21 protein-coding genes are annotated in these 25,881 nt (G+C 58.7%); 10 read left to right on the forward strand and 11 right to left on the reverse strand.

The genetic code is table 11. The features are described from left to right. Nucleotides 1-14: 14 nt before the first annotated feature. Nucleotides 15-254 carry a sulfurtransferase TusA family protein gene (locus JFU48_RS00270; RefSeq protein ID WP_003222566.1) on the reverse strand — a complete coding sequence of 80 codons (240 nt, stop codon included), beginning with the start codon at nt 252-254 and terminating at the stop codon, nt 15-17. 98 nt (nt 255-352) lie between these two features. Between JFU48_RS00270 and JFU48_RS00275 the strand changes: the two genes are divergently transcribed. Further along, on the forward strand, nt 353-1,786 hold the full coding sequence (locus JFU48_RS00275) for a M48 family metalloprotease (protein WP_003222564.1): 1,434 nt from the start codon (nt 353-355) through the stop codon (nt 1,784-1,786). Nucleotides 1,787-1,865: 79 nt separating this feature from the next. On the opposite strand, the gene JFU48_RS00280 is transcribed toward JFU48_RS00275, so the two are convergent. The 4 genes from JFU48_RS00280 to rpoE all read right to left on the reverse strand — a co-directional run bounded on the left by JFU48_RS00280 (nt 1,866) and on the right by rpoE (nt 5,677). Then, nucleotides 1,866-3,296, reverse strand: a complete 1,431-nt coding sequence (locus tag JFU48_RS00280; RefSeq protein ID WP_003222562.1) for a DegQ family serine endoprotease — start codon at nt 3,294-3,296, stop codon at nt 1,866-1,868. A gap of 210 nt (nt 3,297-3,506) precedes the next feature. Then, nucleotides 3,507-4,469: a MucB/RseB C-terminal domain-containing protein gene (locus tag JFU48_RS00285; RefSeq protein ID WP_103485631.1), complete on the reverse strand. Its 963-nt coding sequence runs from the start codon at nt 4,467-4,469 to the stop codon at nt 3,507-3,509. A gap of 8 nt (nt 4,470-4,477) precedes the next feature. Further along, the gene (locus JFU48_RS00290; protein WP_003222558.1) at nt 4,478-5,065 is read right to left on the reverse strand and encodes a sigma-E factor negative regulatory protein; all 588 of its coding nucleotides are present in this window, start codon (nt 5,063-5,065) and stop codon (nt 4,478-4,480) included. Between the two features lie 30 nt (nt 5,066-5,095). After that, a complete protein-coding gene (gene rpoE, locus JFU48_RS00295) occupies nt 5,096-5,677 on the reverse strand; it encodes an RNA polymerase sigma factor RpoE (protein WP_003172477.1) in 582 nt (193 codons plus the stop codon). Between the two features lie 558 nt (nt 5,678-6,235). Between rpoE and nadB the strand changes: the two genes are divergently transcribed. Then, entirely contained in the window at nt 6,236-7,852 is a 1,617-nt protein-coding gene (nadB, locus tag JFU48_RS00300) for an L-aspartate oxidase (RefSeq protein WP_003222555.1), read from the forward strand. On the opposite strand, the gene JFU48_RS00305 is transcribed toward nadB, so the two are convergent. Both JFU48_RS00305 and JFU48_RS00310 read right to left on the reverse strand, forming a co-directional pair. After that, complete coding sequence (locus tag JFU48_RS00305; RefSeq protein WP_201135571.1) at nt 7,821-8,273, reverse strand: protein YgfX; 453 nt, start codon at nt 8,271-8,273, stop codon at nt 7,821-7,823. The two genes, nadB and JFU48_RS00305, sit on opposite strands and share 32 nt — an antisense overlap. Further along, the gene (locus JFU48_RS00310; RefSeq protein WP_003222550.1) at nt 8,257-8,511 is read right to left on the reverse strand and encodes an FAD assembly factor SdhE; all 255 of its coding nucleotides are present in this window, start codon (nt 8,509-8,511) and stop codon (nt 8,257-8,259) included. The genes JFU48_RS00305 and JFU48_RS00310 overlap by 17 nt, the downstream gene beginning before the upstream one ends. Before the next feature lie 149 nt (nt 8,512-8,660). On the opposite strand from JFU48_RS00310, the gene ygfZ reads away from it, so the two are divergent. Both ygfZ and JFU48_RS00320 read left to right on the forward strand, forming a co-directional pair. After that, nucleotides 8,661-9,602, forward strand: a complete 942-nt coding sequence (gene ygfZ, locus JFU48_RS00315; protein WP_003222548.1) for a CAF17-like 4Fe-4S cluster assembly/insertion protein YgfZ — start codon at nt 8,661-8,663, stop codon at nt 9,600-9,602. A gap of 35 nt (nt 9,603-9,637) precedes the next feature. Further along, on the forward strand, nt 9,638-10,459 hold the full coding sequence (locus tag JFU48_RS00320) for an HDOD domain-containing protein (protein WP_201135572.1): 822 nt from the start codon (nt 9,638-9,640) through the stop codon (nt 10,457-10,459). 117 nt (nt 10,460-10,576) lie between these two features. Here JFU48_RS00320 and JFU48_RS00325 read toward each other — a convergent pair whose 3' ends face one another. Then, the gene (locus tag JFU48_RS00325) at nt 10,577-11,962 is read right to left on the reverse strand and encodes a sensor histidine kinase (protein WP_201135573.1); all 1,386 of its coding nucleotides are present in this window, start codon (nt 11,960-11,962) and stop codon (nt 10,577-10,579) included. Further along, nucleotides 11,955-12,626: a response regulator gene (locus JFU48_RS00330; protein WP_003222545.1), complete on the reverse strand. Its 672-nt coding sequence runs from the start codon at nt 12,624-12,626 to the stop codon at nt 11,955-11,957. The genes JFU48_RS00325 and JFU48_RS00330 overlap by 8 nt, the downstream gene beginning before the upstream one ends. A 236-nt stretch (nt 12,627-12,862) precedes the next feature. Here JFU48_RS00330 and JFU48_RS00335 point away from each other — a divergent pair, with 236 nt between their 5' ends. The 5 genes from JFU48_RS00335 to JFU48_RS00355 are packed head-to-tail and all read left to right on the forward strand — an operon-like array spanning nt 12,863 to nt 18,232. Continuing rightward, nucleotides 12,863-14,155, forward strand: coding sequence for an OprD family porin (locus JFU48_RS00335; RefSeq protein WP_201135574.1), 1,293 nt, complete (start codon nt 12,863-12,865; stop codon nt 14,153-14,155). A gap of 39 nt (nt 14,156-14,194) precedes the next feature. Next, the gene (locus JFU48_RS00340) at nt 14,195-15,172 is read left to right on the forward strand and encodes a Bug family tripartite tricarboxylate transporter substrate binding protein (protein WP_103485701.1); all 978 of its coding nucleotides are present in this window, start codon (nt 14,195-14,197) and stop codon (nt 15,170-15,172) included. Nucleotides 15,173-15,230: 58 nt separating this feature from the next. Further along, nucleotides 15,231-15,689: a tripartite tricarboxylate transporter TctB family protein gene (locus JFU48_RS00345; RefSeq protein WP_201135575.1), complete on the forward strand. Its 459-nt coding sequence runs from the start codon at nt 15,231-15,233 to the stop codon at nt 15,687-15,689. 1 nt (nt 15,690) lies between these two features. Further along, on the forward strand, nt 15,691-17,205 hold the full coding sequence (locus JFU48_RS00350) for a tripartite tricarboxylate transporter permease (RefSeq protein ID WP_003222538.1): 1,515 nt from the start codon (nt 15,691-15,693) through the stop codon (nt 17,203-17,205). After that, the gene (locus JFU48_RS00355) at nt 17,198-18,232 is read left to right on the forward strand and encodes an AbrB family transcriptional regulator (RefSeq protein WP_007963258.1); all 1,035 of its coding nucleotides are present in this window, start codon (nt 17,198-17,200) and stop codon (nt 18,230-18,232) included. Before JFU48_RS00350 ends, JFU48_RS00355 begins: the two co-directional genes overlap by 8 nt. A gap of 119 nt (nt 18,233-18,351) precedes the next feature. Here the strand turns inward: JFU48_RS00355 and ung are convergent, their stop codons facing one another. Continuing rightward, nucleotides 18,352-19,044 carry a uracil-DNA glycosylase gene (ung, locus tag JFU48_RS00360; protein ID WP_139055269.1) on the reverse strand — a complete coding sequence of 231 codons (693 nt, stop codon included), beginning with the start codon at nt 19,042-19,044 and terminating at the stop codon, nt 18,352-18,354. A 132-nt stretch (nt 19,045-19,176) separates the two neighbouring features. On the opposite strand from ung, the gene JFU48_RS00365 reads away from it, so the two are divergent. After that, nucleotides 19,177-20,289 (forward strand): enoyl-CoA hydratase/isomerase family protein, encoded by a 1,113-nt coding sequence (locus JFU48_RS00365; protein WP_003222532.1) that lies wholly within the window; start codon nt 19,177-19,179, stop codon nt 20,287-20,289. 68 nt (nt 20,290-20,357) lie between these two features. Here the strand turns inward: JFU48_RS00365 and JFU48_RS00370 are convergent, their stop codons facing one another. After that, on the reverse strand, nt 20,358-25,880 hold the full coding sequence (locus tag JFU48_RS00370) for a calcium-binding protein (protein ID WP_201135576.1): 5,523 nt from the start codon (nt 25,878-25,880) through the stop codon (nt 20,358-20,360). Between the last annotated feature and the right edge of the window lies 1 nt (nt 25,881).

The raw sequence follows: 25,881 nt of genomic DNA on the forward strand, positions 1-25,881 counted from the left end.
TTACGCTGTCGGTTTCAGGCTTTCTTCAACCAGTAACGGTAGACGCCTGCTTCGTCTTCTTCGCGCAGCAGCGTATGACCGGCCAGACGGGCAAAGGTGCGGAAGTCGCGCTGCGAGCCGGCATCCGTGGCGATCACCTTGAGCACGGCGCCACTGGGCAGCTTGTTGAGTTCCATTTTGGCCTTGAGCAACGGCAACGGGCAATTCAGACCACTGGCGTCCAGTTCACAGTCATGGGCTACAGGGTCGGTCATCGCGTCACTCCGGTTCGGGTAATTGAGCTGCCTAGAATATCTGGTCGCAAGCCCGGTGTCCGGCTACAGTAAGGTCTTTGTCTTCTAAGGCTTTGTGCATGACATTTCTGCGCCCTACCCTGCTGACGCTCGCTTGCCTGCTCGCCTCACCGGGCTTTGCCGACGATCTGCCGTCACTTGGCGACGCCAGTTCTGCCATTGTCTCACCGCAACAGGAATACCAGCTCGGCCGCGCCTGGCTGGCCATGTTGCGCAGCCAGGTTGCACAGCTCAACGATCCGCAGCTCAAGGACTACGTCGAGTCCAGCGTCTATAAGCTGGTGGAAACCAGCCAAGTGACTGACCGCCGTCTGGAGTTCATCCTGATCAACAGCCCGCAACTCAACGCCTTCGCGGCGCCGGGTGGCGTGGTCGGGGTCAACGGCGGGCTGTTCCTCAACGCGCAGACTGAAGGCGAATACGCTTCGGTACTGGCCCACGAACTGGCTCACTTGTCGCAACGCCACTTCGCGCGCGGCGTCGAGGCTTCGCAGCGGATGCAGGTGCCGATGATGGCGGCGCTGCTCGCCGGGATCGTGATTGCCGCCGCCGGGGGCGGTGATGCCGGGATCGCGACCATCGCCGGCACTCAGGCCGCGGCGATTCAATCGCAACGCACCTTCTCGCGCCAGAACGAACAGGAAGCCGACCGCATCGGCATTCTCAATCTGGAAAAGGCCGGCTACGACCCGCGTTCGATGCCGACCATGTTCGAGCGCCTGATGCGCCAGTATCGCTTCGACGCCAAGCCGCCGGAATTTCTGCTGACTCACCCGGTCACCGAATCGCGTATCGCCGACACTCGCAACCGCGCCGAGCAGGCACCACAGGGCGGTATTGAAGACAGCATGCGCTATCAGTTGATTCGTGCCCGCGTCCAACTGATCTATGAAGAAACTCCGGGCCTGGGCGCCAAGCGCTTCCGCGCCCAATTGGACGAGAACCCGAAGAACGACGTGGCGCGCTATGGCCTGGCGATCGCCCAGATCAAAGGCGCTCAGCTCAATGAAGCGCGGGAGAACCTCAAGCAGTTGCTGGCCAAGTCGCCGAACGAGATCATCTACAACCTCGCGCAGATCGACCTGGACATCACCAACAACCGCCTGCCGGATGCGCAAACGCGGGTTGACCGGATGCTCACGCAATATCCGGGCAACTACCCGCTGAATCAGGTTCGCGTCGATCTGCTGCTGAAACAGAATCGCACCGCCGACGCGGAGAAAGCCCTTGAAGGCCTGCTCAAATCCCGCCCGAACGATCCGGACGTGTGGTATCAGGTTGCCGAAACCCGTGGCCTGTCAGGGAACATCATCGGCTTGCATCAGGCTCGCGCCGAATACTTTGCGCTGGTGGGTGATTATCGTCAGGCGATCCAGCAGCTCGACTTTGCCAAACGCAAGGCTGGCAGCAACTTCCCGCTGTCCTCGCGGATCGATGCACGCCAGCGTGAGCTGATGGAGCAGGAGCGCATGATCAAGGACATGATGGGCTGAGTTTTCGTCCTCGAAACATTGTTTCAGGCATAAAAAAACCGCCTCTTTCGAGGCGGTTTTTTATTTCACCGCAACCGGATTATTCAGCCAGTTTGAAGGTGATGAAGCTGGCCCGGCCTTGACGCAGAACACGCATCGACACCGAACGATTCTTCGGCAGCGCCTTGGCAATCTCGCCGAACTCCTTGGTGGAGCCAATGGCCTGGTTGTTCAGGTGAGTGATCACGTCACCCGGCTGCAGACCGATCAGGGCTGCAGGACCATCCTGGACGTCCTTGATGACCACGCCGCCTTTGAGGTCGTAGGCTTTCTTCTGCTCATCGGTCAATTCGACCACCGACACACCGAGGCGGTTGCTGCTGCTTTCCGCGCCGGATTTCGGTAGCGATGCCAGCTCTTTGTCTTCGTCCGGAATTGCGCCGACTGTCAGCTCGACATTCTTGCGCTTGCCGTCACGAATCACTTCGAGGTTGGCCTTGGCGCCAGCCTTCAGCGCACCGACCAGGTGTGGCAGGTCGGCGGACATGACGATCGGCTGACCGTTCATGCTCAGGATCACGTCGCCCACTTGCAGGCCGCCCTTGGCTGCCGGACCGTCATCCTGAATCTGCGCAACCAGCGCACCAGCCGGCTTATCTAGACCGAACGACTCGGCCAGATCCTTGTTTACTTCCTGGATGACCACACCCAGCCAACCGCGACTGACCTTGCCACCGCTTTTCAGCTGATTGGAAACGTCCATGGCTACGTCAATCGGGATGGCGAACGACACACCCATGAAACCACCCGAACGGGTGTAGATCTGCGAGTTGATCCCGACCACTTCACCGTTCAGATTGAACAGCGGACCACCGGAGTTACCCGGGTTGATCGGCACGTCGGTCTGGATGAACGGCACGTAGTTTTCGTTCGGCAGGCTACGGCCGACGGCACTGACGATGCCCTGAGTCACGGTATGGTCAAAGCCAAACGGCGAACCGATCGCTACGACCCACTGACCAGCCTTCAGGTCCTGGGACTTGCCGAGCTTGAGCACCGGCAGATCCTTGCCATCGATTTTCAGCAGGGCTACGTCTGAACGCGGGTCGGTGCCGATCAGCTTGGCTTTCATTTCACTGCGATCAGCCAGACGCACGAGGATTTCGTCGGCATCGGCAATCACATGGTTGTTGGTCAGGATGTAGCCATCCGAGGAAATGATGAAGCCCGAACCCAGCGATTGCGCTTCACGCTGGCGATCACCGCGCGGCGAACGCTGCTGAGGCGGCATGCCGCGCTCGAAGAACTCGCGCAACATAGGCGGCAAGCCTTCCAGGTCAGGCATCTGCTGGTTCACTTTGCGATCCGGCAGCTTCTGCGTGGTACTGATGTTCACCACCGCAGGCGAGGCCTGTTCAACCAGTTGGGTGAAGTCCGGCAAGTCGGCCGCCTGGGCAGCGGGAACAGCCTGACCGAGCACCAGCACGGTGGCGAAAATGGAGAGATAAGACTTCAAGCTAAGTATCGACATACAGCTCCCGTTACGACGAGCAGGGTTAAGCGATATGGAGCAAGGAACACCGGGAACCGCGGGCCGGCATTTTTGTTCCGGGAACAACAGACAAGGCCAGAGCCGTGAGGCTCTGACCTATAAAAAACTTTCGGGTGATTTGCAAATGAAAATGCTGAGCAAACATTTCATCTACGTCTCGACGAAGAGGTGGAAATGACTGAAATCAGCTCACTGCTTGCTGGTTGCAGCGCCATCGTTGCGCATCGACAGGGCAATCCGTTCGGCCGTGCCAATGGGTATTTCACCGACCACCGTCACCATCATTTCGCCTTCAGGCGTGGTCAGGCGGCGGGAAACAGCGACGGTCGGCCCGAGCTGTGTGCGGGTATCGGTGACTGTCGCGCCGTTCAACGGCTCGAGAAACACCGAAAACCGCGCCAGCCCGTCGTCATACATCAGGCTGCTGACCTGAGTCTTGGTTTCCGGGTCTTTGTGCGAGGTACTGCTGGTCAGCACAAACCCCGGAGGCAGCCAGTCCGAATGCCAGACCTGGGCCGTCTTAACGGCGGAGGCCTTGTCACTGTCGAGGGTGATTGCCTTGCAATCGGTGCCAGGTTGCAGATCTTTGTCAGAAGGGGCATCAGCGGTATCAAGGCTGGTGAACTGGAAGCGCTCGAGTAACTGCCCCTTGTCATTGAGCAGCAACGACTTGAGTGGCAAACCAGTCTGTTTATCCAGATGCAGTTCGAAGCCGTAGCGATGCTGGTCACGAGGCGTCAGCGAAACGATTACCGCATCACGCCCGGCCACGCGCGACTTGCCGATGACAGCAAGGTCATACCAGTTTTTCAGCTTTTGGGGATCAAGCGAACGAGCGGTCGAGTTGGGTGAGTCTCCCAACCCCGCAATCAGGGTGCCGCTGACGCATTGAGTATGTCCATCAACGCGCACGACTTCCTGAGCCGAGCCATCGAGCTGAAGCAAACGCTCGCGGACCTGGCCATTCTGGACACGATGCCAGATGTTGTGGGTAGAAAAACTACCGTTACGCTCGTATACGAAAGTGCCGTGGAAGCTTTGCTGCTGCTCGGCCTGGCCCAGGCGGGTCAACCAGTCCTGAGCCTCGTCGGCATGGGCTGGAACAACGAACCAGCCACCAAGCAGAAGCGAAAGTAGAGGTATGGCGCGCATGATCCTCCTTAACGGTTTTCCATGCTTGCTGCACGCGCATAAGGCAGTGCGCTTTCAGTACCTTTCAGTGCAGCCTGCTGGGCATGCTGACGCAGATAGCCTGGCAGACGCTGATCGTGCCAGCCTGGCTGACCTTGCAGTACGCCGTTGGCCATCGGGCCTGTGGTTTCCGAGCTTTCCTTGTAGCCTGCCAGAACAGCCGGGCCTTTGACCTGAGGCGCAACCAGCGAAGGCTGATTGGACTGCTGGGCCAGCTCGACGCCAGCGATTTCGTCCTGATTGTACAGGCGCACACCGGCCAGCACCGCAACAGTCACCGACGCTGCAACGGCCAGACGGCCAAGATTGCGCCATGGGCCACGGGATACTTTGGCTGGAGCCGTTTCGTCTTCCAGCGCAGCAGAAACTGCCGCAGCAATGTCCAGACGCGGAAGTAGCAGATCCTTGTGCATCGCTGCCCGAGCGATCTGATAACGAGCCCAGGTCTCACGGGTTTCAACATCGTCCAGTGCATTGATCACTCGACGCAATTCCAGTTCGTCCGCTTCGTTATCCATCACTGCGGACAGCGATTCCTGCAGGGCTTCACGACTCATGGCGTTCCTCTCTTGGCTGTCGCCGCTGTCTCAGTTTTCCTGCAACAACGGCTGCAGGGCTTTATCGATGGCCTCCCGGGCGCGGAAAATCCGGGAGCGCACGGTACCCACCGGACACTGCATGACGCTCGCAATGTCCTCGTAACTCAGACCATCGAATTCACGTAAAGTTAAAGCCGTACGTAAATCCTCTGGCAGTTGCTGAATGGTTCGATGGACGGTGCCTTCGATCTCATCCCGCAGCAATGCGCGTTCCGGTGATTCGAGATCCTTGAGGCCGTGATCGCCGTCGTAGAACTCCGCATCTTCAGAACTTACATCGCTATCCGGCGGCCGGCGGCCGCGTGAAACCAGATAGTTTTTTGCCGTGTTGATGGCAATGCGGTAAAGCCACGTATAGAACGCGCTGTCTCCGCGAAAGTTTCCTAGCGCTCTGTAGGCCTTGATAAAGGCTTCCTGAGCCACATCCTGGGCTTCATGGGTGTCGTGCACGAAACGCACGATCAACCCGAGAATTTTGTGCTGATACTTCAGCACCAGCAGATCGAAAGCTCGCTTGTCGCCACGCTGAACGCGCTCGACCAGCTGCTGATCCTCTTCCTGGGTTAGCATGAACACTCCTCGATAAGCATGGAGGAGGCTTGCATAACTAAACGACCAGACTTGCAAACATAGACTCGGGCTTTTCGCAAAAGTTCTCCCCCTCCAGGCAAGTTTCCTGCGGGCTCTGATTTGGCACGCACGAAAAACGCAGCGCGGGATAAACCGGCTGCGCGAATAATCTTGTCATCGGTTCGCCGGCAAAACCCAATTCGCAGGTTTTGCATTGAAGCCGACACTGTCCCGTGCTTCAGGCAACGGACTATTGATCTTGGGCCTCTGGCAAAAGTTCCAATTATTTATAGCCGCGCTTAAGCGACATTGAGCGACCGTGCGCGGAAAAAGCCTGTTTCATCCTCGATACAGTCGCCTTTTCCCAAAACGACGGAAAAAAACGTCCGACGAAGCGTCAAGCTTTTGTCGTCACAGTAGTTTCACAATGCCATACGAGCCCGGCTATTGTGCCGCTCCCCCCCTCTATATACTAGTGGGCTGTGTGGCTGTCTTGACTCGCCGATCCAGCTGTCTGGCGCCACCCCCGATCCGGGTCGCTTTGAGCGGAATCCTGAAATGAGCCAACAGTTTCAACACGATGTTCTGGTCATTGGCAGCGGCGCTGCCGGTTTGAGTCTCGCGCTGACCCTGCCGGGTCACTTGCGCATTGCCGTATTGAGCAAAGGCGATCTGGCCAACGGCTCGACCTATTGGGCCCAGGGCGGTGTCGCTGCCGTGCTGGATGATACCGATACTGTCGAATCCCACGTCGACGACACCCTTAACGCCGGCGGCGGTCTGTGCCATGAAGACGCAGTGCGCTTCACCGTCGAGCACAGCCGCGAAGCCATCCAGTGGCTGATCGACCAGGGCGTGCCCTTCACCCGCGACGAACAGTCCGGCACCGAAGACGGCGGTTTCGAATTCCACCTGACCCGTGAAGGCGGTCACAGCCATCGGCGCATCATCCACGCAGCCGATGCGACCGGTGCAGCGATTTTCACCACCCTCCTCGCCCAGGCCAGAGAGCGCGCCAATATCGAGTTGCTTGAACAACGGGTTGCCGTTGATCTGATCACCGAACGCCGTCTGGGCATGGACGGCGAGCGTTGCCTCGGCGCCTATGTGCTGAATCGCGCGACCGGCGAGGTCGACACCTACGGCGCGCGCTTCGTGATCCTCGCATCCGGCGGCGCAGCCAAGGTCTACCTCTATACCAGCAACCCCGACGGCGCCTGCGGTGATGGCATCGCCATGGCCTGGCGCTCGGGTTGCCGGGTAGCGAACCTGGAATTCAATCAGTTCCACCCTACTTGCCTGTATCACCCGCAGGCCAAGAGTTTCCTGATCACAGAAGCACTACGTGGCGAAGGCGCGCACCTGAAGCTGCCCAACGGCGAACGTTTCATGCCGCGTTTCGATAAACGTGCCGAACTGGCGCCACGCGACATCGTCGCCCGGGCCATCGACCATGAAATGAAGCGCCTGGGCGTCGACTGCGTCTACCTCGATATCAGCCACAAGCCTGAAGCTTTCATCAAAAGCCACTTCCCAACCGTCTACGAACGTTGCCTGGGTTTCGGCATCGACATCACCAAGCAACCGATCCCGGTCGTACCGGCAGCGCACTACACCTGTGGTGGGGTGATGGTCGACCAGCACGGTCGTACCGACGTGCCGGGGCTGTACGCGATCGGCGAAACCAGCTTCACCGGTCTGCATGGTGCCAACCGCATGGCCAGCAACTCGCTGCTCGAATGTTTCGTCTATGCCCGCTCGGCGGCAGCGGACATTCTTGCGCAACTGGATGACGTCGCCGCGCCAAACGCCCTGCCCGAATGGGACGCCAGCCAGGTGACCGATTCCGACGAAGACGTGATCATCGCCCACAACTGGGATGAGCTGCGTCGGTTCATGTGGGACTACGTAGGCATTGTGCGCACCAACAAGCGCCTGCAACGGGCGCAGCACCGCGTGCGTCTGTTGCTGGACGAGATCGACGAGTTCTACAGCAACTATAAAGTCAGCCGCGACCTGATCGAGCTGCGTAATCTGGCGCAAGTTGCCGAACTGATGATCTGCTCGGCCATGGAACGCAAGGAAAGTCGTGGACTGCATTACACCCTCGACTACCCGAACCTGCTGCCCGAGGCGCTCGACACTATTCTGGTGCCGCCCACCTACGCCGGCTGAACTTGAGCCGCACCCGCAGGCGTCGATGCACATCGGCTGCCTGCGAGTCTCGCGGCACGCAGATCGAGCGCACCCGCCGCTCCCCGCGCAAACGAAAACGCAGCAACACAATCAGTGGCAACGCCAGGCTGTCGGGGCGCAACTGCACAGCCTGCCAGCCACCCGCCTGATTCCACAGCTGCCAGCCATCGGCGTCGCGGCGCAATCCGCAAAAAGCCTGCGGATGCTTCAGCAGAATCTGCCGTGGCAACACCCACGCGGCGTGCAGCAGACAGGCGAAAGCCCCGAGCAGACTGGCCCAGAGTGGAATCGACAGGAGAAACAACGCACCCAAAGCGAACGCCTGGGCCAACAGATACGCCGCCAGCAACTGCCGTGAGGCATGCCAGCGGCATTCGAACGTGTTACTTGGGCTGAACACGGTCCAGGATCATCCTCACCATGCGCTGCAGCTCAGGGTCTTCGGACTCGCTGCGCTCCATGAACCAGCCGAACATATCCTGATCCTCACAGGTCAGCAGACGGACATACAAGTCGCGATCGACCTGGTTGAGGTGCGGATAGACCTCTTTCACGAACGGCACCAGCAGCACGTCAAGTTCCAGCATGCCACGGCGGCTGTGCCAGAAGAGGCGATTGAGTTCAACTTGTTCGACCATGGAGCCCTCCTCAAATAGGCGCGCAGTATACAGCCCCGACGCGGGTCGCACAGTCGGCTTTGGTCGGGCACCACCGATCCTTTATCAACTACCCATTTCAACAACGCGCCCTTATGATGTGCCCCAGACTTTTTACCCTGCGATGACCCATGGCCGATTCTGCTTTTTTCTGCACCCTGTCTCATGAAGGCGTACTCGCGGTTCGCGGCGTGGATGCCGGCAAATTCCTGCAAGGCCAATTGACCTGCAACATCAATTACCTCAGCGACAGCCAGGCCAGCCTGGGCGCGCGCTGCACGCAAAAAGGCCGGATGCAGTCGAGCTTCCGCATTCTGCTCGAAGGTGACGGCGTGCTGCTGGCGATGGCCAGCGAACTGCTGGAGCCACAACTGGCGGATCTGAAAAAGTACGCGGTGTTCTCCAAATCCAAACTGACCGACGAAAGCGCCGCCTGGGTGCGTTTTGGCCTGGAGCACGGCGACGCTGCGTTGGCCAGCCTGGGTCTGAACCTGCCAGGCGAAACCGACAGCGTGGTGCGCAACGCAGGCCTGATCGCGATTCGCGTCTCGCCGGATCGCGCCGAACTCTGGGTACCAGCCGATCAAGCCGATGCCATCAAGGCCAAATTGGCCGCCGCCCTGCCCGAGGGCAATCTGAACCAATGGCTGCTGGGGCAGATCCGCGCCGGTATCGGCCAGGTCATGCCGACCACCCGCGAGCTGTTCATCCCGCAGATGCTCAACCTGCAGGCCGTCGGTGGCGTGAGTTTCAAGAAAGGCTGCTACACCGGCCAGGAAATCGTCGCGCGCATGCAGTACCTCGGTAAGCTCAAGCGTCGTCTCTATCGCGTGCAGCTGGACGCGAGCGAATTGCCGGAGCCGGGCACCCCGCTGTTCGCCCCAAGCCATGGCAGCGCCATCGGCGAAGTGGTGATTGCTGCCCGCGCCGAAGAAAAAATTGAACTGCTGGCGGTGTTGCAGGCCGAAGCTGCCGAAGCGGGTGATTTGCACTTGGGCGCCCTCGAAGGGCCAGCCCTGCATTTGCTCGACTTGCCCTACGAACTGGATCGCGACCGCGAAATCCAGCGCTGATCGCAGCTTTTGTTGCAACACCCTAGAGAGTCCACATGAGCGAGCTGGCGGATAAGGTCCAACAGGATTTGGTTGAGGCCATCGATAACGATGACCTGGTTCTGCCAACGTTACCGGAAGTGGCCCTGCAAATTCGCAAGGCCGCCGAAGACCCGGAAATCAGCGTCAGCACCCTGAGCAAAGTGATTGGCCGCGACACGGCGCTGTCGGCGCGCCTGATCAAAGTGGTCAACAGCCCGTTGCTGCGCGCAACCCAGGAAGTCACCGATCTGCACACCGCGATCACCCGGCTGGGTGTCAACTACAGCAGCAACCTGGCGATCGGTCTGGTGATGGAACAGATCTTCCACGCCCGCTCCGAAGTGGTCGAACAGAAGATGCGCGAAGTCTGGCGCAAGAGTCTGGAAATCGCCGGTGTCAGTTATGCGTTGTGCCGTCGGCATACCCAACTCAAGCCTGATCAGGCAGCGCTCGGCGGACTGGTGCATCAGATTGGCGTGCTGCCGATCCTGACCTACGCCGAAGATCACTACGAACTGCTGTCAGACCCGGTCAGCCTCAACCATGTGATCGACCATATTCATCCGCTGCTGGGCGACAAGCTGTTGCGGGTCTGGGAGTTTCCCGAGCAACTGGTGGCGTTGCCGGGACTGTACCTGGATTTCAAACGCGACTCGGCGCACATCGATTACGTCGATCTGGTGCAGGTGGCGAGCCTGTATTGCCACAAAGACAGCGATCATCCGATTGCACGGATTGATCCGCTCAGTGTGCCGGCGTTTAGGAAACTGGGGATCGATCCGGAGAACAAGGAATTGTGCGCGGATCTGGAAGAATCGCGGACGATGTTTTACTGATTGGGAACCGCGGCGCGCCCTTCGCGAGCAAGCCCGCTCCCACATGGGATCTGCGTCGTACACAAATCTCATGTGGGAGCGGGCTTGCTCGCGAAGAGGCCCGCACCAACACCACATTTACCCGGCGATAAAACTCACTCGAACCTTCAAACCGGCCTGCTCGCCATCATGCAACGTGATCTGCGCCAGATGCGCCCGGCAGATTTCCCCGACAATCGCCAGCCCCAACCCTGAACCTGCGACCTGCTGATTGCGCCGGTAGAAGCGTTCAAACACTCGATCACGCTCCTCCAGCGGAATTCCCGGCCCGTCATCTTCAATCTCAAGCACCGCCGGTGCCGCAACCCGCAGAATCACATTGCCGCCCGGTGGCGTATGCGCCAGCGCGTTGTCCACCAGGTTGCTCAGCAGTTCATTGAGCAACGTCGGTTCACCCCGCAACCACACCGGCTCATCCGCCTCCAGCGCCAGCGCGACCCCACGAGCATGCGCCAAGGGTGCCATGGCCATGCCCAATTCGCGGGCCAATTGACTCAGATCCAGCAGTTGCGCGCCGCCCTCGGCGATCGCCCGCGCACCGTTTTCCACGCGAGCCAGCGACAGCAGTTGATTGGCCAGATGGGTCAGGCGATCGGTGCTTTGCGCAGAGGATTCCAGGGTACTGCGCCAGGTTTGCGGTTCAGTCGAACGCAGCCCCAACTCCAGCCGCGCCTTCAACGCCGCCAGCGGCGTACGCAGTTCGTGTGCGGCATCAGCGATGAACTGCGCCTGCCGTTCGAACTGCCCGCGCAAACGCTCGGTGAAATGGTTGAGTGCACGCACCAGCGGCCACAATTCGCGCTGCACTTCCACCAGCGGCAGCGGCCGGAGGTCGTCCGACTGTCGTTCTTCCACCGCCGTGCGCAAACGCTCCAGCGGACGTAGCGCCGCACTCACTGCAAACCACACCAGCAACAAGGCGCCGATCGCGAGCATGCCCAGGCGCAGCAGCGTATCAGCCGCCAGACTGCGAGCCATGGCGACTCGCGCCTCGTCGGTTTCCGCGACACGGATTTCCGCCATGCCATTCATGTTCGGTTCGGTGACGGCCTTGAGCAGACTGACCACACGCACGTTCTGCCCGCGATACGTCGCGTTGTAGAAACGCGCCAGCGCTGGATAGCTGTCGGTTCTCGGGGTGCCGGGTGGCGGCCCGGGGAGGTTTTCGTAGCCGGAAATCAGCTTCTGATGGATGTCGTTGACCTGGTAGTAAATCCGCCCGGCGCTGTCGTAGGCGAACGTATCGAGGGCCACGTAGGGCACGTCGGCACTGAGCGTGCCGTCGCGTTGCGAGAGACCGGCGGCGATGGTTCGCGCCGAGGCCAACAGGGTTCGGTCGTAGGCCGTGTCGGCGGCTTCGCGCCCGTTCCAGTACGCGCTCAAACCACTGGCGAGCATCAACACCACCAGCAACAACGCGAGGTTCCACAGCAACCGCCAGCGCAGGCTGCTGGGCTTATGCATCGCGGCTCTCCAACAAGTAACCGAGGCCACGGAAAGTCACGATCGCCACTGGTTGGCCGTCGAGTTTCTTGCGCAGGCGATGCACGTAGATTTCGATCGCGTCGGGGCTGGCTTCTTCGTCGAGACCAAATACCTGTGCGGCCAGTTGCTCCTTGCTCATCACCCGTCCCGGGCGGGCGATCAACGCTTCGAGCACCGCCTGTTCGCGAGAGGTCAACGTGAGCAGTTCTTCGCCGAGGCTGAAGCGCCGGGTGTCGAGATCGTAGGCCAGTACGCCGCAGCGCTGTTGACGCTCGCCACCGAGCACGCTGCGCCGCAGCAGAGCTTTGACCCGGGCTTCGAGTTCGGTCAGTTCGAACGGTTTGGCCAGGTAATCGTCGGCGCCGAGATTCAAGCCGTGGACCCGGTCCTTCACATCGCTGCGCGCCGTCAGCATCAACACCGGCAGGTTCTTGCCGCGTGCGCGCAAGCGCGCCAGCACCTCGAAACCGTCCATGCGCGGCAGACCGACATCGAGGATCGCCATTGCGTATTCCTCGCTGCCCAGCGCCAGGTCGGCGGCCACACCATCGTGCAATACGTCCACGGTCAGACCGGTGCTCTTGAGCGCCTGAGCGACACTTTCGGCCAGTTGCAGATGGTCTTCGACGAGCAGGACACGCATGGATCGTTACCTCATTCACGGATGGCCGACGCCATTCTTTGCCGCGGAGTTTACAGCCGCAACCGCCGCTGTGAAGCCCGAAAACCGCGAAATCCGGCTGAAAGGTTAGTGAAAGGTTAGCCCGCTAGAGTCCGCCCACGGACAGTTCCGACTGCCGTCGCTGCTGCCACACAGCGATACGAAAAACGCCCCGATGCGTTTTCGACCAATAAGAACAATAAACGGAGTACACCCGCATGCCGTCCTTGCAGACCAAGGCTCTTACGCCTGTTCGTCCTTATCGTTTGCGCCACGCCACCCTCGCCAGCACTGCTGCCCTCGCCGGTTTTTCGCCGCTGAGCTACGCCGACTTCATCGAAGACAGTTCCGCCACCTTCGAAACCCGCAACATGTACTTCAACCGCGACTTTCGCGATGGCACCAGTGCCCAGCAATCCAAGCGCGATGAATGGGCGCAGGGTTTCATGCTCAATCTGCAATCGGGTTACACCGACGGCACCGTGGGGTTCGGTGTCGATGCGCTGGGCATGTTGGGAGTCAAACTTGATTCGAGCCCGGATCGCACCGGCACCGGCCTGCTGCCGACCCACGACGACGGGCGCGCGGCGAACGAATACTCGAAAGTCGGCCTGACCGGCAAAGTGAAAATCTCCGCCACCGAACTGAAAATCGGCAGCCTGATTCCGGAACTGCCGATCCTCAAACCGAACGACGGGCGCATCCTGCCGCAGACCTTTGAAGGTGGTTTGCTGACCTCCAAAGAGATCAAGAACCTGACCTTCACCGGCGGGCGTCTGGAGAAAGCCAAGGATCGCGACAGCACCGATTTCGAGGACATCGCCCTCAACAACAAGAACAGCCGTTTCGCTGGCACCGTGGCCGGCAAGCATTTCGATTTCGCCGGCGTGGATTACAAGTTCACCGACAAGATCACCGGCAGTTACCACTTCGCCCAGCTCGACGAAGTCTATAACCAGCACTTCTTCGGTCTGGTCGCCTCGCGGCCGATGGGTCCGGGCACGTTCGCCACCGACCTGCGCTTTGCGGTCAGTGACGATCAGGGCGCAGCCCGTGGTGGCGAGATCGACAACCGCTCGCTCAACGGTCTGGTCAGCTATGCGCTGAGCGGCCACAAATTCACCGCTGGTTATCAGCACATGTCCGGCGACAGCGCGTTCCCGTATGTCGATGGCAGCGACCCGTACCTGGTCAACTTCGTGCAGATCAATGACTTCGCCGGCGCCGAAGAACGCTCGTGGCAGGCGCGTTACGATTTCGACTTCGCCCGCCTCGGCATCCCGGGCCTGTCGTTCATGAGCCGTTACCTGAGCGGTGACAACATCAAGCTCAAGAATGGCGACGAAGGCAAAGAGTGGGAGCGCAACACCGAGATCAAATATGTAGTACAAAGCGGCGCGCTGAAGGACGTTGCCGTGCGTCTGCGCAATGCCACTTACCGTTCCAACTACTCCGCTCGCGATGCCGATGAAGTGCGGCTGCTGGTGAGCTATAGCGTTGCCCTTTGGTAATTCAGTACGTCCATAACAACAACTCCCAAGGAGACATAGATGAACTTATCACTGCGTAAAGTTGCTCTAGCCGCCGGCGTCATGCTGTTCGCCGGCCAACTGATGGCCGAACCAAAACGCCCCGAATGCATCGCACCGGCCTCCCCCGGCGGTGGTTTCGACCTGACTTGCAAACTGGCGCAAAGCGCGCTGGTCAACGAAAAACTGCTGACCAAACCGATGCGCGTGACCTACATGCCCGGTGGTGTCGGCGCGGTGGCCTACAACGCGGTCGTCGCCCAGCGCCCGGCCGACGCCGGGACGCTGGTGGCATGGTCCAGCGGTTCGTTGCTGAACCTGGCGCAAGGCAAGTTCGGTCGTTTCGATGAAACCAACGTGCGCTGGCTGGCCGCCGTCGGCACCAGCTACGGCGCCATCGCGGTGAAAAGCGATTCGCCCTACAAGACCCTCGACGATCTCGTTCAGGCGCTGAAGAAAGATCCGAGCAAAGTGGTGATCGGTTCCGGCGGTACGGTCGGCAGTCAGGACTGGATGCAGACCGCACTGATCGCCAAGGCCGCCGGAATCAACCCGCGAGACCTGCGTTACGTCGCGCTCGAAGGCGGCGGCGAAATCGCTACTGCACTGCTCGGCGGTCACATCCAGGTGGGTAGTACCGACATCTCCGACTCCATGCCGCACATCCAGAGCGGTGACATGCGTCTGCTCGCGGTGTTCGCCGATAAACGCATCGACGAACCGGAAATGAAAGACATCCCGACCGCTCGCGAGCAGGGCTACGACATCGTCTGGCCGGTGGTGCGCGGTTTCTACCTCGGGCCAAAAGTCAGCGACGAAGACTACGCCTGGTGGAAAGACGCCTTCGACAAACTGCTGGCCTCGGACGATTTCGCCAAGCTGCGCGATCAGCGTGAACTGTTCCCGTTCGCCATGACCGGCCCGGAGCTGGACACCTACGTGAAGAAACAGGTGGCGGACTACAAAGTGCTGGCCAAAGAGTTCGGCCTGATTCAGTGATCGTCTCTCTCTAGCCGCCGTGGCCTCGCGCATCGAGGCCTCGGCACAGGAGTTTCCCATGCTCTTACAACGCATTTTCGCCTCGGTGCTATTGCTGGCCTGCGTCGGCCTGGCGCTGATGGCGTGGCCGTATCAAGCGGCTTTTTCTTATGAACCGGTCGGCCCGCGCGCCTTTCCCCTGCTGATGCTCGGCTTGATGGGCGTGGCGCTGCTGTACATGGTGTTCCGCCCGGCACCGATCAAACACAGCGAAGACGAGCCACCGCTGGATCGCCAAACCCTGACCAAGATCGGCATCTGCGTCGTCCTGCTGCTGGTGTTCGCCGGCCTGTTCGAACCGCTGGGCTTCATCCTCAGCAGCATCCTGATCGGCATCCCGATGGCGCGCCTGTACGGCGGTCGCTGGCTGCCCAGCATCGTGGTGACAACGTTGATGGCCATCGGTCTGTACCTGCTGTTCGACCGTCTGATGGACGTTCCGCTGCCTTTGGGCCTGCTCGACGTTCTGGAGAACTGATATGGATACTCTCGGTTATTTGGGTCAGGGCTTCGGCGTCGCGCTGAGTCCGTACAACCTGGTCACGGCCCTGACCGGCACGCTGATCGGCACCGTGGTCGGGCTGTTGCCGGGCCTGGGCCCGATCAATGGCGTGGCCCTGCTGATCCCGATCGCGTTCGCCCTTGGCCTGCCACCGGAGTCGGCGCTGATTCTGCTGGCGGCGGTGTATCTGGGCTGCGAATACGGCGGGCGGATCAGCTCGATCCTGCTGAACATTCCGGGCGAAGCCTCCACCGTGATGACCACCCTCGACGGTTATCCGATGGCGCGTCAGGGTCTGGCCGGTGTCGCCCTGTCGCTGTCGGCGTGGAGTTCGTTCATCGGTGCGTTCATCGCCACCTGCGGCATGGTGCTGTTCGCCCCGCTGCTGGCGAAATGGGCGATTGCCTTCGGCCCGGCGGAATACTTCGTGCTGATGGTGTTCGCGATTGTCTGCCTCGGCGGCATGGCCGGTGATCGACCGCTGAAGACGTTTATTGCGGCGCTGATCGGGCTGTTCCTGTCGACCGTCGGCATCGACGCCAACAGCGGCGTGTACCGCTTCACCGGCAACAACATTCACCTGACCGACGGTATCCAGTTCGTGGTGTTGGTGCTGGGGCTGTTCTCGGTCAGTGAAATCCTCCTGCTGCTGGAAAAAACCCATCGCGGTCAGGAAGCGGTGAAGGCCACCGGACGCATGATGTTCAACTTCAAGGAAGCGGCGTCGGTGTTCGTGGTGAACATCCGTTGCGGCTTGCTGGGGTTCATCATGGGCGTGTTGCCGGGCGCCGGCGCGACGCTGGCCAGTGCCGTGGCCTACATGACCGAAAAACGCATCGCCGGTGCCGGCGGCAAATTCGGTCAGGGTGACGCCCGTGGCCTCGCCGCTCCTGAGACCGCGATCGGCGCTTCGGCCTGCGGCGCACTGGTGCCGATGCTGACCCTCGGCGTACCCGGTTCGGGCACCACCGCCGTGATGATCGGCGCGCTGTCGCTGTACAACATCACCCCGGGGCCGCTGTTGTTCCAACAGCAACCGGACATCGTCTGGGGCCTGATTGCCTCGTTGTTCATCGCCAACATCATGCTGGTGATCCTCAACATCCCGATGATCCGCATCTTCACCCGCATCCTCGCCGTGCCGAACTGGGCACTGGTGCCGGTGATCGCAATCATCACCGGGATCGGCGTGTACGCGGTGCATGCGACCACCTTCGACCTGTTCCTGATGGTCGGCATCGGCATCTTCGGTTACATCCTGCGCAAGCTGGATTTCCCGCTGTCGCCGGTATTGCTCGGGTTCATTCTCGGTGGGCTGATGGAGCAGAACCTGCGTCGCGCACTGTCGATCTCCAACGGTGCGCTGGAAATCCTCTGGTCGAGCCCGATCACCTTCGGTGTCTGGGTCCTGACCGCAATCATGTTGCTGATGCCGCTGCTGCGCATCTGGCGCAAACGCTCGGCAGCGCAACGCGCCATCGCCGATGTCTGATCGCTCCTCCCTCAGAAGCTGGTGGGCCACCCCGCTGGTCGGTCTGCTTGGCGGTTTTATCGCCAGCCAGATCGGCTGGCCACTGCCGTGGATGGTCGGCTCGCTGCTGGCGATCATCCTGGTGCGCTGCCTGACACCCTGGCAATTGACCGAGATCCCTGGCGGGCGCAAATGCGGCCAATGGATTGTCGGCATCGGCATCGGCCTGCACTTCACCCCGGTGGTGATGGAGCAGGTGCTGAGTCATTTCGGTTTGATCTTCTTCGGTGCGCTGGTCACCAGTCTGTCGGCGGTGGTCGGCGTGTGGTTGATGCGCCGTACCGGCGAGGATCGTGCCACGGCATTTTTCTCGAGCATGCCCGGTGGCTCAGGCGAGATGGTCAACCTCGGCGCACGCAATGGCGCGCTGCTCAGCCATGTGGCGGCGGGGCAAAGTCTGCGGGTGCTGGTGGTGGTGCTGTGCGTGCCGGCTGCGTTCAAGTATCTGCTGGGCGACGGCACGCCAATTTCCCACGCCGGCAACGTCGATTGGCGCTGGCTGGCGATTCTGTTTCCCACGGGCGCCCTGCTCGCCTGGCTCTGGCAACGCTTGCGTCAACCCAATCCGTGGCTGTTCGGGCCGCTGCTGGTCAGTGCCACGGTGAGCATTGCCTGGGATTTGCACATCGGCCTGCCGGATGGCGGCAGCCAGATCGGCCAGTGGCTGATCGGCAGCGGGCTGGGCTGTCACTTCAACCGACAGTTCTTCCGCCGCGCGCCGTCTTTCATGGGCCGGACGTTGATCGGCACGGCACTGACCATGTTGATCGCGACATTGGCGGCGTTGGGTTTGAGTGCGCTGACCCATCTGGATCTGCGTTCGCTGACGCTGGGCATGATGCCCGGCGGCATTGCCGAAATGAGCCTGACGGCGGAGACCCTGCAACTGTCGGTACCGCTGGTGACGGCGATGCAGGTAATGCGGTTGCTGTTTGTGCTGTTTCTGGCGGAGCCGTTGTTCAAGTATTGGAACCGTAATCCCGAGTAACACCGATAGACCGAGTTGCCTTCTTCGCGAGCAAGCCCGCTCCCACATTGATTATGTGCATGCCGCAAAACCAATGTGGGAGCGGGCTTGCTCGCGAAGGGGCCGGTCCGGTCAGCCGATCAAATCGGCGGCAACCGCCACTCGATCGGCGCCTCACCATTCTGCTCAAGAAACTTGTTGGTCCGGCTGAAGTGCCCACACCCCAGGAAGCCTCGATAAGCCGACAACGGCGACGGATGCACCGACGTCAGCACCAGGTGCTTGGTCGCATCGATCAGCTTCTGCTTGCTCTGCGCATGCGCGCCCCACAGCATGAACACCAGATGCGGCTGGCGTTCGCTGACCACTTCAATGATCCGGTCGGTGAAGAACTGCCAGCCCTTGTCCTTGTGCGCGTTGGCATTGGCCCGCTCGACGGTCATGGTGGTGTTGAGCATCAACACGCCCTGATCGGCCCAGCTCTGCAGGTAGCCGTGGTTGGGAATGTCGATGTTCAGGTCGCGCTTCAACTCTTTATAGATGTTGACCAGCGACGGCGGAGCCGGCACGCCGGGTTGCACCGAAAAGCACAGGCCATGGGCCTGGCCCGGGCCGTGGTACGGGTCCTGGCCGAGGATCACCACTTTGACTTTATCCAGCGGCGTCGAATTCAGCGCGTTGAAAATCAGCGGTCCCGGCGGATAGATTTCCTTGCCGGCCGCCCGCTCCTGCTGCAGAAAAGTGCGCAACTCTGCCATGTATGGCTGGTCGAACTCAGCACGCAGTGCCTCCTTCCAGCTCGGTTCGAGTTTGATACGGTCGTCAGCAGTCATGGTCATACCCGGCAAAAACAATGGGGCGAACCCTAGGAAAGCCGACCACGCTTGTCAATTGATCTGACGCAGATCCGGCACTTTCCCACACAGCGATCATACTGATCGTTCAAATTCCCGATCGAGGTCACGATGAATCTGCACTTCGAAGAACTCACCGGCACCGACGGCGCCCGCCTCGGGATCGCCAGCCTGGACGCTGAAAAGTCGCTCAATGCGCTGTCCTTGCCGATGATCAACGCCCTGAGCGACAAGTTGAACGCCTGGGCCAAGGATCCACAAATCGTCTGCGTATTGCTGCGCGGCAACGGCGCCAAGGCGTTCTGCGCCGGCGGCGAAGTGCGCAGCCTGGTGGAAGCCTGTCGCGCCCATCCCGGTGAAGTCCCACCGCTGGCCGCGCAGTTTTTCGCCGCCGAATATCGCTTGGACTACAGCCTGCACACCTACCCCAAACCGCTGATCTGCTGGGGCCACGGTTACGTGCTCGGCGGCGGCATGGGCCTGTTGCAAGGCGCCAGCACGCGGATCGTCACGCCGAGCAGTCGCCTGGCGATGCCGGAGATCACCATCGGTCTGTATCCGGACGTCGGGGCCAGTTGGTTTTTGTCACGGTTGCCGGGCAAGCTCGGCTTGTTCCTTGGTCTGACCGGAGCGCACATGAACGGGCGTGATGCGATCGATCTCGATCTGGCCGACCGCTTTCTGCTTGAAGAGCAGCAACCACAGCTGATCGAAGGCCTGCTGCAACTCAACTGGCAGGAACAGACCGACATGCAGCTCAACAGTCTGCTCAAGGCCCTGCAACAGGAAGCCGTGGGGCAGATGCCCGAGGCGCAGTGGTTGCCGCGCCGCCGGCAGATCGACGAACTGCTCGACGTCAGCGACGTCACCTGCGCCTGGAAAGCCATCAGCCTGCAACGTGACAGCAGCGACCCGCTGATCGCCCGTGCCGCGAAGACCATGAGCGAGGGTTCGCCACTGACCGCGCACCTGGTCTGGGAGCAAATCATCCGTGCGCGCCACCTGTCGCTGGCCGAAGTCTTTCAGATGGAATACACCCTGAGCCTCAACTGCTGCCGGCACCCGGAATTCAGTGAAGGGGTGCGGGCGCGACTGATCGACAAGGATCAGAAACCGCACTGGCATTGGCCGGACGTCAATACCGTGCCGGACGCGGTGGTGGAAGCGCACTTTCACAAGGTCTGGGAAGGTCGGCATCCGCTGGCGGATCTGTCGCAGTATTAATTGGCAACTGCCCGCGATAGTCCCGCTTGTCGCCTATCGCGGGCAAGCTTTAACTGAACTTATTAAACCTAAATATTCAACTCGTAAAACTTAACTATTTCCGCAATAGCGATTGACGACTCCTCGTTATTCTTAATCAAGATATCCTCCACATCCCTTAACGGAGGAAGAGGATGCAAACGTTCAGCAATTTCAGTGGCAGTATAGTCCTGAGTCGCTTTACCTTCGCCTCTAACCCTTATATAGCCGATGGCGCTTTCCCCTTCAGAAAAATGATTGGACACTCGCATCTTCGGTGAAACACCGTAATTCACAACTATTACCAGATCATCACCTTCGCGATGGAATTTCAATTGCCCGATATTCAAGTCAACATCTGAAAAATCGATTCCATCAATACCACCGCCCGAGTTATCAATCACGTCCCTGCCAAGACCATCATATTTATAAACATCATCGCCCGCCCCGCCGGACAACGTGTCATTACCTGGCCCACCCAGCAGCACATCCTCGCCAGAGCTACCAGTCAGCAAATCATTACCGTGACCGCCCACCAGCGGCAGCGTTTGAGCATCTCGAATAGATTGGGCGGGCGTCGCATTATCAATGACGACGGCATTATGGTAAGTATCCGGGGCAGGGCCCAGTTGACTAGACTCCAGAAGAGTCTTCAGGCTGGCGCTGGTGCCGTCGGCAAACCTTATGACTTCGATCCCGGAGCCCTGGAGATCCCCTGCATTGGGTAAAACGATACGAACCTGCTGAGTCCCCCATTTAATATCGAGAGTCGAATAAAGCATCTTCGCCCGAGGTGGATGGCGATAGTTGTCACGTGACGGATTGGGGGCCAATTCGATATTGACTGTTTCAATCAACACCGCCCCCCAACTTAACTGCAGCTCTTCCAGCCTTGCCCCATCTGGAAGAATGACAACATCTTGATCGATCCGCCCATACTCGTCTTTCCACCCCGTCACACCCACTTCCGGGCGCTGAAAAACAGGACTCAGTACATCCGCAATAATGGTCGTTGCGCCAGCGTGTGCTTGCACAGTGTAGGTATCGGCACCATTTTCACCGTAGAGCCAATCAATCCCTGAACCGCTGATTAAATAATCGGCCCCCTCGGATCCGAGCAGCGTATCGTTGCCCGCTCCAGCCGATAGTATGGCCCCCGGTAATCTGTCATTTACCGAACCATAATCAAGTGGGGTAAGCGCATAAGCGACTATCAGGTCATCACCCTTACCGCCATGAAAGGTATTCCCGACTTCCAGGTTCACTCGTCCGCCGCCGGCGTCACCTTGTACAGTCTTGTGCTTGATGGTTTCGGTCTTTACATCCCGGCGAAATTCTTTACGGACAGTTTCGCCAGAGTTGAAGCTTGCTGCAGGATAGATGTACCAACCTTCGATAGTCCCTGACTTGTTTCTATCCTCTACCAGCACGTCTCCTGTTTTAAACGAAAAACCGCTACCCGAACCAGATCGATAATATTGAGGTTTATGGTTCGATGGGTTTGCTGCCCCCTCAACCTTTGTATTTTTGAAATAGGAGTGGGATGCAGAGCTCGTCTGCCTGTCGCTGTACACAGCTCTGCCAGATGGAGCGTTCATCCACTGCGGTGTGTCAGACAAGGATCCGTTTTCGATGCTTTCGTCAATCAAGTCGGAATAAGTGATGAACCCCGTATCAGTCGTGAAAATGTGATTTCTGACCCAGACACCTTGATCATTGAGGGTGAAACCCGTGGCTTGCCTGTTTTTCGAACGCCTTCCTTGAATTTCCCCAAGGAATTTTTCCACCCCTTCAATGCCATTACCCAATTCAGCCTCATTTCCTTCGCTCGAAACATCAATGGCTGACTCGACGGGAACGCTTGCGATACCGCTGTATTCACTCGTGTCTTCTGTTTCTTCTATGTCTGCCTTGTCCACCACTTCCATTACCGGCGGTTCGATCACAACTACCGGAGCAAGCGTTTTTTTGATGACATCCTGATAGCTCAAGACCACTCCATCACTGAAACTGAAAGTTGAGTCTCGCCACGTCTCGTGATTTTTTATCAGAACGGCGTCACCCACTCCGTTGGCCAGCCGCAATACCAGACCGATTTCAATATCGATAATTTCAATCTTCAGATTGTCCGCAAAAAAACCGGCTCCGAACTTCATGACATTGTTGCCACCGGCGTCTACAACTACATCAAGCCCATCACCGGCGCCGAAATAGTAAATATCATCCCCGTCCCCCGCTTCCAGGTAGTCGTTACCGGCCCCGCCATCAAACACATTATTTCCTGAGTCACCGCGCAGGTAGTCCACACCCTCCCCGCCAAATAACGTGTCGTTTCCACCGCCGCCCAGCAACGTGTCGTTGCCTGAACCACCGTCCAGATAATCTGCACCCTGTTCGCTTTCAGGCGTCTGCTCGTAGTCGCCAGACATCAAGTCATCGTCATCACCGCCGTAAAGCGTATCGGCGCCCAAGCCCCCCCAAAGGGTGTCGTTTCCGGCACCGCCTCGAACGAGGTCATCATTGGTGCCGCCGGATTGCAGGTTTGGCTGGTCACCATCCAGAGCATCAGCGCCCGGCCCGCCTATCAGTGTGTCGGAGCCACCCAATCCCTGGAGCGTGTCGTCACCCATACCGCCATCAAGGAAATCATCACCGTGGTGGCGAATCGGATGGTCGTAGTAATCGCCAACCAGCTCGTCATTTCCTGCCCCACCAAACAGCAAATCATCAGCACCGCCGCCCCAAAGGGTGTCATCGCCCGCACCACCGTCCAGAAAGTCACGTCCGAAGAAATGGCTAGTGTCACCCGCCACACCATCCAATACGTCGTCATCCCCCTTCAGGGCATCATTGCCGGGGCCGCCATACAAGACGTCGCTACCGCCGTTGCCAGCGAGAGCGTCGTCGCCACTGCCTCCCTCCAGCAGATCGTTGCCATGGTGTCCGCTTTGGAGTCCTCCACCCCAATCAAGGTTGTCTCCGAACAATGTGTCGTTGCCACTCCCGCCCGTCAGGGTGTCGTCGCCCCCGTCGCCGCTCAGCTGATCATCTTCTGTTCCGCCATCCAACACATCCTCGCCCCAACCGCCGCAGAGAACATCTCTCCCGCCTTGGCCATACAGAACGTCGTTGCCTCCTTCCAATGCATCTTTCACGGAGGATTTGTCGAAGGTGGTGCGCAAGCTGATGACGCCTTGGGCAAGAACGACTTCATGTCGTTTATATTTCCAGTTTTGCTCCAGTACCCCAGTCGTATCGTCGCCGTGCAAGAAGTCATCACCCGCCCCCCCAGCCAGTGTGTCTCGACCGTTGCCACCGAGCAGCACGTCTCCAGAGGCAGTACCCACCAGCAGATCATCGCCCTGCCCACCATCCAGCCAATCGCCACGACCGACCTTCCCCTTGGCGACACCATCAGCCAGAGCTTTTTCAAGGGTTGACTGTTTGTCTCCAAACAATTGATCGTTTCCAGCTTGCCCGAACAGTCGATCAGAGCCGCCAAGCCCAAGGAGGATGTCGTCTTTGGGCGATCCGTAAAGTGCGTCGGCCTTATTCCTCTGTTTTACATTTGGCAACAGCACAACGTTACCCAAGTCATCGTAGGAAAGCTGATCACCGGGAACACTGGGGTCCGTATCGGCAGCTCTCCAGTCACCCTGGATAACCAGATCGGGTGTTGAAAAGGTGTGGCCATCGAAGTCGGGGAGCTGAACACCCAGCATCCCCGGCCTGTAGTGCTTGATTACGATCAGATCGCTCTGGCCGTAGCGGATGTTCAGTGTGTTTTCCGTGAGTTCTTCAATGAGCGTCAACGTTATGGATCGGTCTTGCGTGAACCATGTGTTGCTCAGAAGAGCACTGCGTTTGAGGGCGGGAATCGGACGGTCATTTATCAATAACTGCCCATCAGCATTTGCATCGAAAATTTCATCGATTCCGTCACCACTATAAAACGCGTACCGATCATTACCCTCGCCACCGGTCAGAGAATCGTTACCCTTGCCGCCGATCAAAACATCATCACCCGCCATCCCGTATAGCGCGTCATTGCCGTCGCCACCGCTTAACGAGTCGTTACCGCGAGCACCTTCAATAACGTCATTACCTGCCAGTCCACTGATCGAGTCATTGCCCTCACCGCCATACAGATGATCGGCATTTATCGCACCACCGAAAGATCGCCCTCCGTCGTCACCGAACATCACCAGCGGATTGGATACGCCAGTCGTCATGGGCGCTTGTTTGCCCGATGCGAGATCGGTGAAGGAAAACTTTTGGAGTGCGTTTTCTCCGAACGAACCATGGGTTCTGGATATCAACCGGGCCAACATTTCTGCGCGATCAAAAATCCACTGCTCAGTAATAAAGCCTTCACCCGTGGCAGGATCATAGAGTTCCAAGCCACGACGGGGAAAACCGTCATCTTTTTCTATGACTATTTCACTTAGCTGTTTCAGAGAATTGCGCAAAGCCAAGCCAACCGGTGTGTCTTGCGCGGCGAGCTTGGCCCATGCTGTAGCACTGCCATATTCGCTGATGGTCTTGGTAACGATGCTTTGGGATTGAATTGGTGTAAACGCTGAGAAAAATGCGTACACATTGGACGCAAACGTTTCCTCGGTGGTGGGCGCGGCATTAGAGTCGCCGTCGTATGTTCGCTTGAACATGTCAAAAAAAACATTTACGCCATATCGCAAGATCAGATCAACGATAGGCGAAACAGGTGTGCCTTTCACCACGTACTGGATCAAGGGATTGGTGTTTCCACTGGCCATTGCAATTTTGATTTGCTCAGGCACTACCGAAAACACGCTCTCAAGCACATTGACACCAAAGTTATTGACCGCCGCGCGTAGGCCGACACTGTATGAGTCAATGGCAAATAGAATATTCTTGAAATCATCGAGCCTGTTAACTTTAGCCAGTTCATGATTACCTTTGATTTCTGAGCCAGGGTCGCCTGCGGAAATCAATCTCCAGGTTTCATACGGGGGTTTGCCACCTAACAGGCTGAAACCGATGGTTCCAGACCAACCTGCGTTACGGCTTGTAGCGGTATCGTCTTTGCCAAGATCATCAAGGAATAAAACCTCTCCAATAGCGCTTGCATCAATACCTGCGATTTGACTGATTGAGGGCACTGTCCAAGGAGCCAAATCGCCCTTAACCGATCCATATAACAGTATATTCATGAAATTTACTGCAACCTGATTTGAGGAGGCCTGCATTTTCGACTCTGTAAATTTCTCACGTAATCGAAGTTCTCCTTGCCGCATGGTGTAGGCGCGAATCAAAGCGGAGTAAGCTCCCTGCCCACCATTAGCATCAATTGCGACATCAAGCCAAAGTCTGGCACTCTTCAAAACATCAATTACATCCTTCTCAAAGAGAGCATCCTCAGAAAATTTTTCGCCAATGATTTTAGATAAAACCCGATAAAAGGAAGCACAGTTTCGCCCCTGTTCCGCAGAGGCTATATACCTCTCAGCATCCTGATCAAACCACATCCCCTCAGAAGTATTCGCAACCTGTAGCACCATTGACTTTTCTAAATCATCAAAAACATAACTCATA

The organism is Pseudomonas sp. TH49 (assembly GCF_016650625.1).
GTDB lineage: Bacteria > Pseudomonadota > Gammaproteobacteria > Pseudomonadales > Pseudomonadaceae > Aquipseudomonas > Aquipseudomonas fluorescens_H.

Coding starts and splice junctions, on each gene's coding strand:
- JFU48_RS00270 (WP_003222566.1), bottom strand. CDS start 254: ATGACCGACCCTGTAGCCCATGACTGTGAACTGGACGCCAGTGGTCTG.
- JFU48_RS00275 (WP_003222564.1), top strand. CDS start 353: ATGACATTTCTGCGCCCTACCCTGCTGACGCTCGCTTGCCTGCTCGCC.
- JFU48_RS00280 (WP_003222562.1), bottom strand. CDS start 3,296: ATGTCGATACTTAGCTTGAAGTCTTATCTCTCCATTTTCGCCACCGTG.
- JFU48_RS00285 (WP_103485631.1), bottom strand. CDS start 4,469: ATGCGCGCCATACCTCTACTTTCGCTTCTGCTTGGTGGCTGGTTCGTT.
- JFU48_RS00290 (WP_003222558.1), bottom strand. CDS start 5,065: ATGAGTCGTGAAGCCCTGCAGGAATCGCTGTCCGCAGTGATGGATAAC.
- rpoE (WP_003172477.1), bottom strand. CDS start 5,677: ATGCTAACCCAGGAAGAGGATCAGCAGCTGGTCGAGCGCGTTCAGCGT.
- nadB (WP_003222555.1), top strand. CDS start 6,236: ATGAGCCAACAGTTTCAACACGATGTTCTGGTCATTGGCAGCGGCGCT.
- JFU48_RS00310 (WP_003222550.1), bottom strand. CDS start 8,511: ATGGTCGAACAAGTTGAACTCAATCGCCTCTTCTGGCACAGCCGCCGT.
- ygfZ (WP_003222548.1), top strand. CDS start 8,661: ATGGCCGATTCTGCTTTTTTCTGCACCCTGTCTCATGAAGGCGTACTC.
- JFU48_RS00320 (WP_201135572.1), top strand. CDS start 9,638: ATGAGCGAGCTGGCGGATAAGGTCCAACAGGATTTGGTTGAGGCCATC.
- JFU48_RS00325 (WP_201135573.1), bottom strand. CDS start 11,962: ATGCATAAGCCCAGCAGCCTGCGCTGGCGGTTGCTGTGGAACCTCGCG.
- JFU48_RS00330 (WP_003222545.1), bottom strand. CDS start 12,626: ATGCGTGTCCTGCTCGTCGAAGACCATCTGCAACTGGCCGAAAGTGTC.
- JFU48_RS00335 (WP_201135574.1), top strand. CDS start 12,863: ATGCCGTCCTTGCAGACCAAGGCTCTTACGCCTGTTCGTCCTTATCGT.
- JFU48_RS00340 (WP_103485701.1), top strand. CDS start 14,195: ATGAACTTATCACTGCGTAAAGTTGCTCTAGCCGCCGGCGTCATGCTG.
- JFU48_RS00345 (WP_201135575.1), top strand. CDS start 15,231: ATGCTCTTACAACGCATTTTCGCCTCGGTGCTATTGCTGGCCTGCGTC.
- JFU48_RS00350 (WP_003222538.1), top strand. CDS start 15,691: ATGGATACTCTCGGTTATTTGGGTCAGGGCTTCGGCGTCGCGCTGAGT.
- JFU48_RS00355 (WP_007963258.1), top strand. CDS start 17,198: ATGTCTGATCGCTCCTCCCTCAGAAGCTGGTGGGCCACCCCGCTGGTC.
- ung (WP_139055269.1), bottom strand. CDS start 19,044: ATGACTGCTGACGACCGTATCAAACTCGAACCGAGCTGGAAGGAGGCA.
- JFU48_RS00365 (WP_003222532.1), top strand. CDS start 19,177: ATGAATCTGCACTTCGAAGAACTCACCGGCACCGACGGCGCCCGCCTC.
- JFU48_RS00370 (WP_201135576.1), bottom strand. CDS start 25,880: ATGAGTTATGTTTTTGATGATTTAGAAAAGTCAATGGTGCTACAGGTT.